A 13879-nucleotide genomic window follows, 5' to 3' on the forward strand; every position below is an offset into this window, starting at 1 on the left:
CCGCAGAAAAACGGCCAATATGCAAAGGGCCCCGATCGGGGCCCTTTGCATATCATCCGCGCCACATTCACTGGCCTGCTTTTACTCCGCCGCGCTGGCCTAAAATCCGACCGCCGTTGACAGTTCCGGTAGGTTCCGGAGGGAATCATATCGGACAACCGCTATTCAACGGCTGCCAGTATATGTCTGCTGATCTAACGCCCGACGGATTTTTGATCCACGTCAGCGAGCAGCTGTCTTGCCGAGAAAAATGGTTCCGCACTCAGGTTGAGTGCTCGTACCTTCGCTTCGATCAAGGATCGAAGCTCTACTTCGCGCATTAAGGCCATTCGAAGATCATACCTTCTTCCTCGCGAGCTTTTGCGTTCCCATGAGGGCGTCGCGACGCTCACGATGGCATTGGTCCTGAACCCCTATCTTTTCATAGGCGGCCTCGGCTTTGGCTATTTTCGCGCCGCCTGGACATACAGATTTGGTCCGATGCTGCCGCTTACCGAGGATGAATGTGAATGGCGTAGGCGCCGCCGCGGGAATGACCCGACTGATTCCGGAAACCCTGACTGGCATTGGCATCCAATGAATCCGATGAGCGATTCTTTTCGGCGCCGACTTTACGGTGATCCTTAGCGCTTTTTGAAGGTCGGGTCGCCGTCTCCTGGACCATAGCCAATGTCACCCGAGAAACTTCCCGTGCCGAGAACCTTCGATTGCTCGAAGCTTGTCACGGGGGCTGTGAGGTCAAAAGTACCCCGACTTTCATCAGCTTGGCTGAGGTAGCGATTGCGTAGGCCTTCAGGGCCGAGGATCTGTTTGCTCAGTTCTTGAATGAAGGACTGATGCGGATTGCTCGATCTGGCTGCGCTTTGTTCGGCGTTAGCAATCGCCGAACGAACGTCGTAATTCACGATGTCTATAGTTGATGAAGCCCTTGTGGCACCGGATCCCGTGTCGGCCGTCCTACCAGTCAATTGAAATCCACTTTCCCCACGCGAGGCTGTCCGTGTCCTCGCCGCTTGCCATAACGACCGCGCCGAGGCCGCCCGGCGCCTTGGCTGGTCCAAGGCCAAGCTTGATCGCCGCCTTGCGCTGGCCAACCTCTCGGAAACCGTGAAACTTGCCCTGGATGAGCGCCGGATCAAGGTGGGGCACGCCGAACTGCTCGCAGCCGTCCCCGCCGACAAGCAGGACAAGGCGCTGGAAACGATCCTCGGCTCTGGCCTCGACGTCGCGAAGACGCGTGATCTCCTGATGCGTGTCACGCAGGATCTCGCCAGCGCCTGCTTCGACAAGACCGAATGCATGACCTGTCCCTTCAATTCCGCGGCCCAGCGCGCGCTCTTCGAAACGCATAGACGTCGCCCACATGCGCCCGCATGACGCCTGCCCAGCCGCTCGCGCCCACGCGCGCCGCGGCATGGGAAAGGAGCGATCCGGTCCGGAAGATGTCGGTGACTTCCGCCGGGCAGTTGGAGAGCGCGTCCTTCAGATCTTCGGTGGGATTGTTGGAGTTGGACTCGATCTTTTCCCGGCTCTGCTGATAGCTTTTGGCGAAACCCTGTTTTACCGAGCGATAGCCGGTCATCTCCTCGATAATCCCCGACATATTGTCGTCGCCCTTGGCGATCTGGACCATGCGGTTCGACAGGCGGCAGTCATTCACCTGGATGGAATTGAGGTAATTGGTCGCGGCCTCCATCTTGCTGATGATATTGCCCATTTTCTCATCGAGCGTTTCGAGCAGATACTGAAACGCGACCGCCGGGGCGGCCTGAAGAATGCTTTCGAGCTTCTGGACCAGATAGTCGGGGTCAAGGAACGACATGCCGCCCAAGAACATGTCGATGCCGCCGCAGCCGGCCTTCACCTTGGGAAGCGTGAGACTCATCAGATAGTCGTTATGAACGTCGACCCGGCCGGACATGCCGCCCGCCGTCACATACCCACGGGTCTGATCTTCGAAGCTGCCGGGGCTCGTATAGGTCACATTGTCGAACCAGCTTTCCGCCCAGCCCTGGGCATGGGCTGTTGGCGCGGTCAATGTCATGCCGAGGGCTGCGAAGCAGATCAGGAATTGGCGAGAGATAGGTGCCATGGCGGGTATCCTTGTCTGTGGGGGAAAGGGCTGAGACCCGCCATGGTCAGTTGCCTTTGCGCTGAGGTGAGGTGGTGGCTGCGCCGCTGGGCGCGACGATGCCGGTATATTTCGACATGGCGCGCAGGCCGATTTCCGGTCGGACGCCGGTCAGTATCTTCGCGGCAAGATAGATGTTCCGCCGAAGATTCTCGTCATGATCGGTGCCGATTGCTGCTGGCACGAGCCGGACCGGATCATTGGCAGGCCGCACCCACAGAACCGGATGGCCGACCCATGGAAGGCCAAGCCGGCCCGAGCGCACAAGCGCCTCGCTCGAAGGGATGGTGCGCACCTGCCAGCCATAGGCGTGGCCGAATCGGAGAAGGCGCGCCCAGAGATCGCCACAGGGCAGACAGCCGGGCGCCGAACTCATTTCGACCACGAAGGTCTGCGCCTCTGCCCGCAATGTCGCGTCCAGATCCGATGGAAATTCCCGGGTGCGCGGAACCCGAGCAAGCCAGGCGATCATTTCGCGGGCTTGCGTGACAGGATGGATCGCTGCCCGCTCAGCCTTTACCCTGTCATTTCCGGCGGCGGGCGCCTGCGCCGGAATGGCCAGCAATGCGAGGGGCAAGAGGGGCACAGTCGCTCTCAGCTTGAATGTAATGGAAGTTTCCATTACATGGCGAATGGAAAGGACCACCCGGATGAACGCGCTCACCGTCACCGCCAGAGGGCAGATCACGCTTAAGAAGGATTTGCTCCAGCATCTGGGCATCCATCCCGGCGACAAGCTCAGCATCGACAAGATGCCGGGAGGCGAAATCCGAATCCGGGCCGAGCGGCCTTCGGGAAGCATTGCCGATTTCTGCGGATCGCTGAAGCGGGAAGGGCAGCGGTCCCTTTCGATCGAGGAAATGAACGAGATCATCGGCAAAGGCTGGGCCGGAGAGCTGTGAAGGTCACGGCGGACACCAACATTCTGGTTCGCGCGGCCACCCAGGATGATGCGAAACAAGGACCAATTGCCCGTAAGCTCGTGTCGAGCGCGGAACTGGTCGCTGTGCCGCTGTCCGCGCTTTGCGAGTTCTGCTGGGTTCTCAAGGTCGGCTACAAATTGAGCTCTGCCGAGATCGCGAATTCTGTCCGGCTGCTGCTGAACGCCGGCAACGTCGTCATGGATCGCGGAGCGGCAGAAGCTGGCCTGGCTCTGCTCGATGCTGGAGGCGACTTTGCCGATGGCGTCATCGCCCATGATGGCCAGTGGTTGGGCGCCGATGTCTTCATGAGCTTTGACAAAAAGGCCGTGAAGCTTCTTCAGGCCACAGGGCATAACGCCGCCCATCCCGATTGAGAGGGATATGCGCTCAGCCCATGAAGTGGAGTTCAAAGGGAAGGGCGCGCTCATCATCGGTCAGCCCGTTGTTCGGTGGCGCCGGGCACATCATCGGCCGCGCTGGCGGAAACCGGACCATTGGCGAGCGCGTCGAAGAAGCCACCTTCCTCGCCTGCGCCCGTCATGAACTGCTCGGGCCGGATGTCGCCGTTCAATAGCCGCACGGCCTGATAGGCCATTGCCGAGAGATTGGGATATGCCTCCACCCCGCTGGCGATGATCATCCGCTGCTGACTGTCGCGCTTGATGACCATGGTCGTTGGCGTCACCTCGACGCCGAACCGTTGACCAAGCTCAGGATGCGCATCGAGATCCTGTCGTATGACCTGCCAGCCATATTCTTCCTGGAACCGCTGGGCGATCGGCCATTGTACGCGGCAATAGCCGCAGCTCGTCCGGCTGAACATGACAAGCGCATAGCCGCGGGCATTGGCGCGTAGATAGGCCCGGCGGGCGGCTTCCTTTTCCGCACCCAGCGCCGCGCGCGCGTCGCCGACCATGGGATTGGCGGACCTAGAATTGAGTTCCGGGTGGGTCAGCATCGCGATCTGCGTGACGCCGGCGAAGGCGCGGGCCTTGCGGCGCGCAAAATCCTGTAGCCGCCAGAAGTCTGAGACCGCCTCGACCGTCAGCACCGTCGCGGCATAATCGCGCTGGGCCTCGATCAGTTTGCGGATGCGGGGCGGCGACCATTTGGCAAGCTCCGCCATCGCCGCAATGGTCGGCTTCTCGATCGCCTCCTCCTGCTCGGCCCCTGCCGGCGCAGGCGGCGCTTCATACCACCAATAGCCCTGGCGGACCTTGGTGGGCGTGGAAGGGAAGGTTTCGCACACGCCGGCTGTCGGGTTGACCAGCGCTGCGGCGAAGATCAGCGATGGGAGGGCGCGGCGGATCACAGCACGCGCTCCATGCGTGTGAGCGCCGAGATGGGCACCAGACCGAAATAGCGGCTGTCGAACCCGTCCTTGTAGGAGGAGCCGATATAGGCCTGACCCTTGGGCACGGAGCCGTTCTTCCAGCGGAAATAGTCCAGCCTTTGCCCTGCGTGGCCATAAGGCTTGCTGACGCCGATCAGGCTTCCGTTGCAGAAGAAGGCGGCTTCGAGATGCTTGGGGAAACGGTCGCTATGCATCGTGTAGGAGGCGAGGTAATCGCCCGGCATACAGAGCGCATATTTGGTGACGGTGATCGGCAGAGGCCCTGCGAGCGGATGGCGAAGCTCAAACATAACGAGATCATGCCGTTCGACCGTGCCGCCGACCTTTCGCACCGCCCAGGCGTCGATCGAGGGGCTTCTGACCCAGATGAGCTGGGACAGCGCCCACCAGACGAACAGCGCGATGGCGCTCACGATCAGGATCGCCTTGGTGAGCCGGCTTTGGGCGAAAGGCTGATCGGGGTCGGTCGACTGCAGGGCCGCGGCCGCGTGGCGCGGAAGATCGCGAACGCAGGGCCAGACGAACTTACCGGCGTTCCAGGCGAGTCTCAGCATCGCGGACCTCCTCTTTTCCGCCCAGACGGGCGTAGGTTTCAAGCATCCCGGAGAGCGCCGCGTCGCCATAGACGAGGTGGCTGGCCTTGGCTGATGCGGGCCCTTCCTCTTCCCGCTCGCAATAGGGCTTGGTCGGATCACCCGGCAGCATCCCGAGTGCAGGCACACGGGCCACGCCATGCTGGCGGAACAGGATCGGATCGACGATGAGCTGGACATCGCGCATCGCGCAGGCCGGCCCTTCGCAGCCCGGATCGAGCCGCAGGATCTGCGCCGAGAGCTTCGCCATGGGGCCGACCCGGGTCAGGCCACCCGGCATACCGCGGAAGGCCAGCACGCCACGCGCCCGTTCAAGCTGCCCGGCATAGGTCCGCAGCGTAGCGAGCGGCATCGACGATGAGACGAAGAGAACCGGCACCCATGCGCCTGGGGCATTCGGCGCGACGGCCTGCGCGACCGCCATCGTCGATGGGGCCTCGAGCCCCAGGGCCTCCGCCAGCCGCTTGCTCATCGCCTCGCGATCCCGCGCAAGCTGGGCTTCGCCCGCCTTTCGCGCCGCGCGGGCCCGTTCCTCAAGGCGTGGATCGGATTTGTCCGAGCGAAGGGCGTCGAACGCGCGCTTGCGCAGGGCAGGAGAAGGCGTGAAGATCTTGGGTGACGGGATCGACTTGTCCGCATTGGCGCCATTGCGCGCCCGTGCTTGCGCGTCCGCCAAGGCTTCCATGGCCTTCTCACCCTCGGCGGTCGAAGCCACTTTCGCCTTGGGCTGGGCTATTTCCGGTGCTGCCTGCGCTGCCGCGATCGCGCAGCTGGCAACCAATGTCACGGATGTGATCAGCCTAATTCTGGACGGCGTTGAGATAGGCATCGACGCGCTCCTCCATGTCGGATTGGATGAGATCGGCCGAGCGGGCTTCGATCTCGGTGTAATATTCGCTCAGGTCCATCTTGCTGAAGTCGAGGGCCTGGAACTCCTGCGCGGTGAAGCCGCGGCAGTTGGGCGACTTCACGTCGCCCCATCCATTGGCGAACGCCTTCAGTTGGCCCAGCCTTCGGGTTGCCTCGACCATTCGTCCTTCCAAACTCCAAGCTGCGACCTGAAATGTCTGCGCTGAACGTGACGTCATTGGAAATCTGATGGTCTGCGGATCGAGCAAGTGAGCGGGTCCATCCTGTTTGAGACATTACAGCCTGAACATCCCGCTGAAGCGTATCTGCCACCTGCGGCTTCAAACGCCATTGGCCGTGACGGTCCATCTCGAACCCGCCTTTGCGGATGTCCGGGTGCAAGCCCTCGCGCCGACCTCATCGGCCGCAGCAGAACTCGGGAAGAAAGCGAAAATTCCCTCCCAGACGGTCATGAATTTGATCGTGTCGGGCGGACGGAAACTGGACGCTCGCGATCTTCTGGTGGTCGATGAAGCCGGGCAGCTCAGCAACCGGCAGGCCCTGCGGCTCTTGGAACTCAGTCGGGAGACCGGCGCTCGGATTCTCTTCCTCGGCGACAACAAGCAGACAGGCGCGATCGAACAAGGGAAGGCATTCTGGCTTCTTCAGCAGCTTGGATTGCCAAAGGCGGAGCTCTCCGAATCGCTGCGGCAGCAGAACAATCAGAAGATGATGAAGGCGGTTAAGGAGGCGCGCCTTGGAGAATATGCGCGGGCGATCGGCTTTCTGCACGGCGTCGTGAGCGGGGACAAAGCGAGCAAGCTTGCGAAAAATCTCGTCGATCAATGGATGCAACTGGCCCCCGAAACGCGCGCCGCGACGAACATCCTTGTTCTGGACAACGCGACCCGGATCACGGTTAACGCAAATGTCCGGCGCGGGCTTCAGAAGGAAGGTCTCATCGCTGTCGAGGAAGTGCCGTTGAAAATCCTCGCGCCAGCGGTTCTGACGAGTGAGGAGCGTCGAATGGCACGCCTCTATTCCAAGGATCAGGTCGTCATGTTCAACCGTGATGTTGATCAGCTGGGGATCGCCCGGCAGACGGAATACGCGGTCGTCGGTTTCGGGCGAGAAGAGAGCGGGCGCGAGGTCGTCAGGCTGGAAGACCAGCAGGGCCGAATCATCCATTGGGACCCGCGCCGAACGCGCGCTTCCGTGGTCAGCGTCTTCAACGTGCAGGACCGGGGCCTCGCAACGGGTGATCGAATTCAATGGCGCCTGGCGACGAAGGAACTGGGTCTGAAAAATGCCGAGCGGGGCACGGTCGAGCGCATGGAGAACGAGCGGGCCACGATCCGATGGGATCGAACCGGCGAACGACAGGAGATCGACCTCTCGAAATACAAGACCTGGGATCACGGCTATGCGGAGACCGTATACTCCTCCCAGTCGAAAACCTACCCGCGGGTCTTTGTTCTCGCCCCAGTCGACTCACCCTTGGTGACGGGACAAAATTTCTACACCGCGATCACGCGCGCGGCATCCAGCGTGACGCTGTGGACAGAAAATCGGTCGGACCTCGTGGAGAAATTGAAGCGCAATTCCGGCCAGAAGACCTCGTCCCTGGAAGGGCTGGATCTGATCAGGCGAAGCGGGACCGAGGCGCGGCTCGAAAGGGAAGCTGCCCGCATCCAGAAAGAACACGACCTCTATGACGTTCAGCGGCGTGAACTGGCCCTTCTGCGCACAGAACGCAGAAGCCGTGATCGAGGGAGCGAGCCCAAGGGTCTGGCTGGCGCAGGGCTTCGCGCAACGGAAACCCTCACGGCGCTCATCGAGCGCATGCTTCGGAACCGGCCGCAGCCGGAAATCTCCCAGCCCAAACAGCCGGATCGGACGACCGAGGTGCGCAGGGACCGAGGGCGCGACCGATGATCAGGCGGTGTTGTGCAACGCTTCTGGCCGGCGGCTTCGCTTCCACGCTGATCGTTCAGGCAGCGCCAGCTTATGGTGAGGCGAGGGACCCGGACATGCTGGCGGCGGAGAAGGCGATCAATCAATGCATCCATCGGGCAGCGTCCGGCCGGCCATGGCTTGCCCAAACCCTGCGGGCCTTGAGGAAGCAGGAGGGGGGATGGATTGGTGCAGAAGTCAGGAATAGGGATGGTTCCGTCGACCTGGGGCCGATGCAGGTCAACAGTTGGTGGGTTCCTCGAATCGCCCGAATGATCGGGCGGAGCGAATCGCAGATCAAGTCGTGGCTGCGGGATGATCCGTGCTTCAATGTCGATGCGGCCCGGTGGATATTTCTCTCAGCGCTCCACGACGTAAAGAATTTCTGGCGGGCAGTGGGCATTTATCACAGCCCAACCCGCTGGCGACAAATGCGATATTCGCGAAGTATCGCCTCGATCATGTTGACCCAGCGACAGGCGTTCGTCGCCTCGCCATTGCGGGAGCGAAAATTCAGGAAGTCACATTTGGTTATTTTCGGACCTCGCTAGCGTTCGCACTTCGAACGGTTCGGCACGGCCGACAGCGGGAGTGAAATTTACAGGCTTATAGTTGACTTTGGCTTGTGTACTCTTCGCGTAGATAACAGCCTCCCATGGCTTCCTCGCGGCAGATTGGAGCCTCCCTATAAAAGGCGATGCGCGTTGCTTTCAGATCGGACGTGGATTGCCCCATCCACGCCCGTTTGACATTCGTGCCATGGCGTTCCAGAGTGTCGCTTGCCGCAACTGTTGGAATTTTGTTGGAAACTGCGACAGGGGTGGCAATAAAGTAGCTTATTTTTCAATGTTGTACCGGGCAGTTGGGTTAGTCGGCGCAATATTCCCAGCGCCCGGCATTGCAGGCCGCGACGGCCCGGCGCCATTCCGCCATTCTCTGCGCGTATTCGCCGCGGGCGTCGGCATAGCTGTCGCGATCGCCTTGCGCCTGGCGGTAGTTGCGCATGATCCTGGCGTCGCGCTGACGGACATAGGCGAGCTGCTGCTGATTCATCCTTCTGATGATCGCGCTGTCGCGTGCGCGTGCTGCGGCGCTGCGCATCGTCGGATCATTGGGGTCGTCCGCATGCGCCGTCACGGGCAGCAGGGCCGCACCTATCGCAAGCGCCAACGCACAGGATCCAAGCTTCATGAATGCGCCCCTCTTTATCAGTCGCCTTCCTTCGCGCGGGAGAGGGCGCAAGGCAATCGATTTGCGATAAATGGAGGGCGCCCGGCAGGTTTCCGACCTGCTTCCGCATGTGCAGCCTGGCAAATGCGGCTGAGGCAACTTCACAGGCGATGCCGCGTTACCCTGCTTCCAATGCGATGGTGAAGATGATGAACGGCACGGAGAGTTATGGCGAACGTCTGACGATACTGGCGCGCATAGGGTTCGCGGCGCGCGGGATGGTGTATCTTCTCATCGGACTGTTCGCCATAGACGTGGCGCGCCTCGGCGGCCAACCAAGCGACAATCAGGGCGTTCTCGGCTCCCTTTCACAAAGCAGCCTGGGGTCGTTCCTGCTCCTGCTCTGCGCGGCGGGTTTCGCGGGCTATGCGCTCTGGCGCTTGATCGAAGCCGCTCTCGACCCCGAACATCGCAGCCGCAGCCTGAAGGGGAGGCTGGAACGGGCAGGCTATGCCATGAGTGGAATCGTGTACGGGGCACTCGCCCTGGCGGCGGTCAACCTGGTGCTTCGCAAGGCGCCGGCAGCCGAAGGAAGTCCCGGCGACCGGACGGCGCAAGGCTGGTCCGCCTGGCTGCTCGATCAGCCGGGCGGTCAGGCCGTTCTCGTCATTTGCGGGGTCATATTCTTCTTCATTGCGCTCGCACAGGCGGTAAAGGCCTATCAGGGCCGTTTCGACGAACTCGCGGCCGATGTGCCGGTGCCGGAAGCCGTGCGCTGGGCCGGACGGATCGGCTATGCGGCCCGCGCCATCGTCTTCGCCATGATCGGCTGGTTCGTGATCAACGCTGCCTTGCATGCCGATCCCGACGAGGCGGGCGGGTTGGGCGCGGCCCTCAGGCAGCTCCGCGATCAGGAGCATGGGCCGCTGCTGCTCTTCATCGTCGCGAGCGGGCTCGCGCTGTTCGGCCTGTTCAGCATTGTGGAAGCGCTATATCGCCATGTCAGGATCGACGGTTCGCAGCTTCGGGAAATTGCCCGGACGGCCAGACAATGAATGGAAAGGGAACAAGAATTAAGGCCTGATTGTTTCCCCAGTCTCTTAAGGAGGAGGATGGAGATGGTAGAAGTTCACAGGGATCGCTATACGGATGACCGTGTCGTGGTTCATAAACATCGCGGCGGGCGGACCGTTGCGATTGCCTTGATCATCGTTCTGGCGATTGTCGGAATATTGTTCGCAACCGGCTTCTGGAAAGCCGATGTTTCCGGTGGAGATGTTCCGGAGGTCAGTGTGAAGGGCGGCGAACTTCCCAAGGTGGACGTCGATTCCAAGGCGGTCGTCGTCGGCACCAAGAAGGAAACCATCGACGTGCCGACAGTGGGCGTGAAGGATAATGGCGAAGAATAAAGGCCGATTGTAAATTCAGCGCCGGCGCCCTGTCCCGAAAGGGACGGGGCGTTTTGTTATGGCAGGGGGCCTGCCTTCCCTTGCGAAGTCGTCGGCTACCCGCAAACATGAGGGTTGGACGCCGTGTCGTGCATGGGCGTCGGTCCTGCATGTGGAACCGGAGATGAACGAGGCTGGCATTTTCCCGTTCATCTGTGGCCCCGCTCACTCCAGCTTCGTCAATATGAAGGCAATCAGGAATCCCGCGACGGCGATGAGGCCGGAAAATTCATGCGCTTCCTCCGTCGCTTCCGGAATCATCGTGTCCACCAGCATGGCCAGAATGGCTCCTGCTGCCACGGCGGTGGTGGCTGCGATCAGATCCGGATCTGCGCCCGCCAGAGTGATGTAGCCGATCAGCGCCGCCAGACCGGAAGCCAAAGCGATAGCTCCCCAGACGCCGAAGATATAGGCGGGGCCCCGGCCCGCCTTCTTCATTCCCGCGGCGCTGGAAAGGCCTTCGGGAACGTTCGAAAGGAACACGGCGATGACCGTGACCATGCTGACGCCGCCGCCGTGCAGCAGACTCACCCCTATGACCACGGACTCCGGAATGCCGTCCAGCAAGGCGCCGACGGCAATCGACAGCCCGGAATTCCCGGCAGCCGGCGCCTGGCTCTCGTGCGGGTTCGAACCCGACCGTTTACGATGCCGGGCACCGGCCCGCGACACGGCCACATTCGCAATCGTGTAGACGACCGCCCCGGCCAGAAATCCGAAGGCGGTGGAATCGAAGCCGCCGCGAGCATAGGCATCGTCCATCAGGTCGAAGGCCACGGCCGAAATCAGCACGCCCGATCCAATCGCCATGATCGCGGCAATCAGCCGTTGCGGAAGATCAGCCACATAGGCGATGCACGCGCCTATCAACAGCGCCGATCCGCCCACCAGGCCCCAAAATCCCGCTTCCAAGGCTCCATGCATCGATGCTCTCCCTCATTCTGAAACGGCAAGGGGCGATAAAGGATGCTGGGGCCGCCCCATTTCACGGCGCGCCTATGTCGCCCATGCGCGCTTGCTGGACGACCGCTTGGGCCAGGGCCTCGCGCTGCCGAACCCGCCCGGGACCGGCTCGCTTGTCAGCATAGGTTCTTGATAGTACCTATCTTGGCATAAGGTCGCAGCGGCGGAGGACAGGGTGCAGAATTTCTTCAAGGGCTTTTTCCAGTTCGGCTATGTCACCCGCGACGCGGACGCCGCTGTTGCCGCGTTCCGCGCGAAATTCGGCCCGGTCGAGTTCATGGTGAACGAACCGCCGGCGATCGACGGCCGACCGGCGCCGACGCGGCGGATTGCGCTTGCATGGATCGACGATGTGATGACCGAGATCATCGAACCCGATCCGATGCAGAGGACAATCTATGACGATCATATACCCGCTTTGGCGGGGCCGATACGGCTACATCATTTCGGTTATCTGATCGACGATCATCAGGCGATGCTCCACCGGCTTCGGGGCATGGGCTATGATGTACCGATGGCGGGTTCCATGCCGGGGGTGCTGGACTATAGCTATGCCGATACGCGCCGCGATCTGGGCCTATGGTCGGAATTCATCCGTCTGGAGGAGGCCGGCAAGGCCTTTTTCAACGCAGTTCCGCGCACGATAACAGGCAATTCATAAGAACGATCGTTCTATATATTTGGCGAATTTCCGTTCACCTTCATATCCGTGATGGAATCCCCAGTAATATTGATCATCTTCATGGCCATATAATAAACTTGGTGAAATATCATCGAGTGGAGAGAGCCGTGCAGCCCATATTGGCGGACAAGGTGGCTGTCGTGACGGGCGGCGCATCGGGCATCGGCAAGGCGACAGCCGAGTTGCTCGCTACGCAAGGCGCGGCGGTGGTGATTGCCGATCTGGACGAGGGTAATGCACGCTCCGCGGCGGGGGCCATTGCAGCGGCCGGTGGACAGGCGTTGGCGCTACGGGTCGACATGCGCGACGAAGCGCAGGTCCGGATGATGGTCGATGAGACCGTGGCGCGCTTTGGGGGTGTCGATCTGCTCGACAACACCGTGTCGTACAACGCGCCCGATCAGACCGGTGCCGATGGCGAGATTCATGAGATGGACGTCGCCATCTGGAACCGCGCGCTGGAGGTCAACCTGCGCGGGCCGATGCTGGCCGCCAAATATTGTATCCCGCAGATGTTGAAGCGCGGCGGCGGGGCGATCGTCAATATTTCGTCCACCGCCGGCATATTGTCGCTTGGCTCCGTTCCCGCCTATGCGGCTTCGAAGGCGGCGGTGCACAGTCTGAGCCAATCGATCGCCACCGCCTATGGCAAGCGGGGAATCCGCTGCAACACGATAGCGCCGGGCTTCATCGACACGCCCACGACACGCAATATGGGCGACCGGTTCTTCCAGATGACACTGGACAATAATGTGCTGCCTTATCTTGGTCGGCCGGACGATATTGCGCAGGCCGCGCTGTTCCTGCTGTCAGATGCGGCCCGTTACATCACGGGCCAGTTGCTGGCGGTGGACGGCGGACAGACCATCCACCTGCCGGTAGTCGCAGACATGTGGCGCATGACGGCGGGCAAGCCGCTGATCGAAACAGCTTGAGGAGGGAAATGATGCAGACGCATGGGCGCCTGAGCGGCAAGGTGGCGGTCGTCACGGGCGGCACGAAAGGCATTGGCCAAGGCATCGTGCTGCGTTTCCTGAAGGAAGGCGCCGCAGTGGTCTATTGCTCGCGCAGCCCGGAAAATAATCGGGAGAATGAAGCGCTGATCGCGCAGCTTTCCGGCGCTGCGGAACGGGCGCAATTCGTCGCCGCCGATGTCGGCAACCGGCAACAGATGGAAGATCTGGTCAATAATGCGGCCGAACGATTCGGGCGGCTCGACATCGTCGTCAACAATGCGCAGGGGATCGCGCCTGTCCGGTCGATCGAGAACAAGCCCGACGCCGATTACAGCATGACGCTGATGACCGGCTTCTACCAGTCGCTCTGGACCAGCCGCGCCGCGGTTCCGCATATGCGCAAGGTTGGCGGCGGGCGGCTGATCTATTTCTCCAGCCACTGGAACATCTGGGGTCAGCCCTATGCCAGCGATTACAACATCACCAAATCCGCCAATGAAGCACTGACGCGCAGCGCCGCACGGGAATTCGGCAAGGACAATATCACTGTCAACTGCATCACGCCGGCTGGCGACAGTTGGGCCTATAAAAGCTGGGCCGACCAGAACAGGGAAATGGCCGAAGCCAGCGTGCGTCAATTTCCGATGCGTCGCATGGGCGATTGCGAGATCGACATTGCCGGCGCGGTGCTGGGGCTTTGCAGCGACAATGGCCGCTTCATCACCGGGCAGGTCTTCTGCGTCGACGGCGGCGTATGGGCGACCGCGCCGCTCCAGATGCATGAGGAAGGCACCGACATCCACAAGGGGCACAGCCAGGCGGCCGTCGAACTGACGGCCTGAGCGCGGGGAGGACAG

Annotated in this window: 17 protein-coding genes and 2 pseudogenes; 10 read left to right on the forward strand and 9 right to left on the reverse strand. The window is 61.5% G+C overall.

What is annotated here, in order from left to right; genetic code table 11:
* Nucleotides 1–623: 623 nt before the first annotated feature.
* Entirely contained in the window at nucleotides 624–905 is a 282-nt protein-coding gene (locus tag A8G00_RS24825) for a hypothetical protein (RefSeq protein ID WP_146032597.1), read from the reverse strand.
* A gap of 88 nt (nucleotides 906–993) precedes the next feature.
* On the opposite strand from A8G00_RS24825, the pseudogene A8G00_RS15095 reads away from it, so the two are divergent.
* A pseudogene (locus A8G00_RS15095) lies at nucleotides 994–1350 on the forward strand (chromosome partitioning protein ParB); the annotation flags it as partial.
* On the opposite strand, the pseudogene A8G00_RS15100 reads toward A8G00_RS15095, so the two are convergent.
* Both A8G00_RS15100 and A8G00_RS15105 read right to left on the reverse strand, forming a co-directional pair.
* Nucleotides 1349–2044 (reverse strand): annotated as a pseudogene (locus tag A8G00_RS15100) (conjugal transfer protein TraH); the annotation flags it as partial. The pseudogenes A8G00_RS15095 and A8G00_RS15100 sit on opposite strands and share 2 nt — an antisense overlap.
* A gap of 94 nt (nucleotides 2045–2138) precedes the next feature.
* Complete coding sequence (locus tag A8G00_RS15105; RefSeq protein ID WP_103001049.1) at nucleotides 2139–2753, reverse strand: hypothetical protein; 615 nt, start codon at nucleotides 2751–2753, stop codon at nucleotides 2139–2141.
* Nucleotides 2754–2781: 28 nt separating this feature from the next.
* On the opposite strand from A8G00_RS15105, the gene A8G00_RS15110 reads away from it, so the two are divergent.
* Together A8G00_RS15110 and A8G00_RS15115 are read left to right on the forward strand one after the other, a co-directional pair.
* Nucleotides 2782–3033 carry an AbrB/MazE/SpoVT family DNA-binding domain-containing protein gene (locus A8G00_RS15110; RefSeq protein ID WP_103001050.1) on the forward strand — a complete coding sequence of 84 codons (252 nt, stop codon included), beginning with the start codon at nucleotides 2782–2784 and terminating at the stop codon, nucleotides 3031–3033.
* The gene (locus A8G00_RS15115; RefSeq protein ID WP_044660699.1) at nucleotides 3030–3428 is read left to right on the forward strand and encodes a type II toxin-antitoxin system VapC family toxin; all 399 of its coding nucleotides are present in this window, start codon (nucleotides 3030–3032) and stop codon (nucleotides 3426–3428) included. The genes A8G00_RS15110 and A8G00_RS15115 overlap by 4 nt, the downstream gene beginning before the upstream one ends.
* Nucleotides 3429–3481: 53 nt before the next feature.
* Here A8G00_RS15115 and A8G00_RS15120 read toward each other — a convergent pair whose 3' ends face one another.
* The 4 genes from A8G00_RS15120 to A8G00_RS15135 are packed head-to-tail and all read right to left on the reverse strand — an operon-like array spanning nucleotide 3482 to nucleotide 6032.
* Nucleotides 3482–4324 carry a conjugal transfer protein TraF gene (locus A8G00_RS15120; RefSeq protein ID WP_253258015.1) on the reverse strand — a complete coding sequence of 281 codons (843 nt, stop codon included), beginning with the start codon at nucleotides 4322–4324 and terminating at the stop codon, nucleotides 3482–3484.
* Between the two features lie 38 nt (nucleotides 4325–4362).
* Complete coding sequence (locus A8G00_RS15125; protein WP_103001051.1) at nucleotides 4363–4962, reverse strand: S26 family signal peptidase; 600 nt, start codon at nucleotides 4960–4962, stop codon at nucleotides 4363–4365.
* Nucleotides 4934–5788 (reverse strand): type-F conjugative transfer system pilin assembly protein TrbC, encoded by an 855-nt coding sequence (locus tag A8G00_RS15130; protein WP_253258009.1) that lies wholly within the window; start codon nucleotides 5786–5788, stop codon nucleotides 4934–4936. The genes A8G00_RS15125 and A8G00_RS15130 overlap by 29 nt, the downstream gene beginning before the upstream one ends.
* A gap of 13 nt (nucleotides 5789–5801) precedes the next feature.
* Nucleotides 5802–6032, reverse strand: a complete 231-nt coding sequence (locus tag A8G00_RS15135) for a hypothetical protein (protein ID WP_216365623.1) — start codon at nucleotides 6030–6032, stop codon at nucleotides 5802–5804.
* Between the two features lie 214 nt (nucleotides 6033–6246).
* On the opposite strand from A8G00_RS15135, the gene A8G00_RS15140 reads away from it, so the two are divergent.
* Nucleotides 6247–7785: an AAA family ATPase gene (locus A8G00_RS15140; protein WP_367379459.1), complete on the forward strand. Its 1539-nt coding sequence runs from the start codon at nucleotides 6247–6249 to the stop codon at nucleotides 7783–7785.
* Nucleotides 7782–8354 (forward strand): lytic transglycosylase domain-containing protein, encoded by a 573-nt coding sequence (locus A8G00_RS15145; protein ID WP_253258010.1) that lies wholly within the window; start codon nucleotides 7782–7784, stop codon nucleotides 8352–8354. The genes A8G00_RS15140 and A8G00_RS15145 overlap by 4 nt, the downstream gene beginning before the upstream one ends.
* A gap of 316 nt (nucleotides 8355–8670) precedes the next feature.
* Here the strand turns inward: A8G00_RS15145 and A8G00_RS15150 are convergent, their stop codons facing one another.
* On the reverse strand, nucleotides 8671–8994 hold the full coding sequence (locus tag A8G00_RS15150; RefSeq protein WP_044660683.1) for a hypothetical protein: 324 nt from the start codon (nucleotides 8992–8994) through the stop codon (nucleotides 8671–8673).
* A gap of 149 nt (nucleotides 8995–9143) precedes the next feature.
* Here A8G00_RS15150 and A8G00_RS15155 point away from each other — a divergent pair, with 149 nt between their 5' ends.
* Nucleotides 9144–10028 carry a DUF1206 domain-containing protein gene (locus tag A8G00_RS15155; protein ID WP_167706850.1) on the forward strand — a complete coding sequence of 295 codons (885 nt, stop codon included), beginning with the start codon at nucleotides 9144–9146 and terminating at the stop codon, nucleotides 10026–10028.
* Between the two features lie 57 nt (nucleotides 10029–10085).
* The gene (locus tag A8G00_RS15160) at nucleotides 10086–10382 is read left to right on the forward strand and encodes a hypothetical protein (RefSeq protein ID WP_226870466.1); all 297 of its coding nucleotides are present in this window, start codon (nucleotides 10086–10088) and stop codon (nucleotides 10380–10382) included.
* A gap of 204 nt (nucleotides 10383–10586) precedes the next feature.
* Here A8G00_RS15160 and A8G00_RS15165 read toward each other — a convergent pair whose 3' ends face one another.
* A complete protein-coding gene (locus A8G00_RS15165) occupies nucleotides 10587–11345 on the reverse strand; it encodes a ZIP family metal transporter (RefSeq protein WP_025548404.1) in 759 nt (252 codons plus the stop codon).
* Nucleotides 11346–11559: 214 nt separating this feature from the next.
* Between A8G00_RS15165 and A8G00_RS15170 the strand changes: the two genes are divergently transcribed.
* The 3 genes from A8G00_RS15170 to A8G00_RS15180 all read left to right on the forward strand — a co-directional run bounded on the left by A8G00_RS15170 (nucleotide 11560) and on the right by A8G00_RS15180 (nucleotide 13864).
* Complete coding sequence (locus A8G00_RS15170; protein WP_103001083.1) at nucleotides 11560–12045, forward strand: VOC family protein; 486 nt, start codon at nucleotides 11560–11562, stop codon at nucleotides 12043–12045.
* A 101-nt stretch (nucleotides 12046–12146) separates the two neighbouring features.
* The gene (locus tag A8G00_RS15175) at nucleotides 12147–13001 is read left to right on the forward strand and encodes an SDR family NAD(P)-dependent oxidoreductase (protein WP_172451869.1); all 855 of its coding nucleotides are present in this window, start codon (nucleotides 12147–12149) and stop codon (nucleotides 12999–13001) included.
* Nucleotides 13002–13009: 8 nt separating this feature from the next.
* Nucleotides 13010–13864 carry an SDR family NAD(P)-dependent oxidoreductase gene (locus A8G00_RS15180; RefSeq protein ID WP_103001055.1) on the forward strand — a complete coding sequence of 285 codons (855 nt, stop codon included), beginning with the start codon at nucleotides 13010–13012 and terminating at the stop codon, nucleotides 13862–13864.
* The last annotated feature ends 15 nt before the right edge of the window (nucleotides 13865–13879 follow it).

This window comes from Sphingobium sp. SA916 (assembly GCF_002894065.1).
Taxonomy (GTDB): Bacteria; Pseudomonadota; Alphaproteobacteria; order Sphingomonadales; family Sphingomonadaceae; genus Sphingobium; species Sphingobium fuliginis.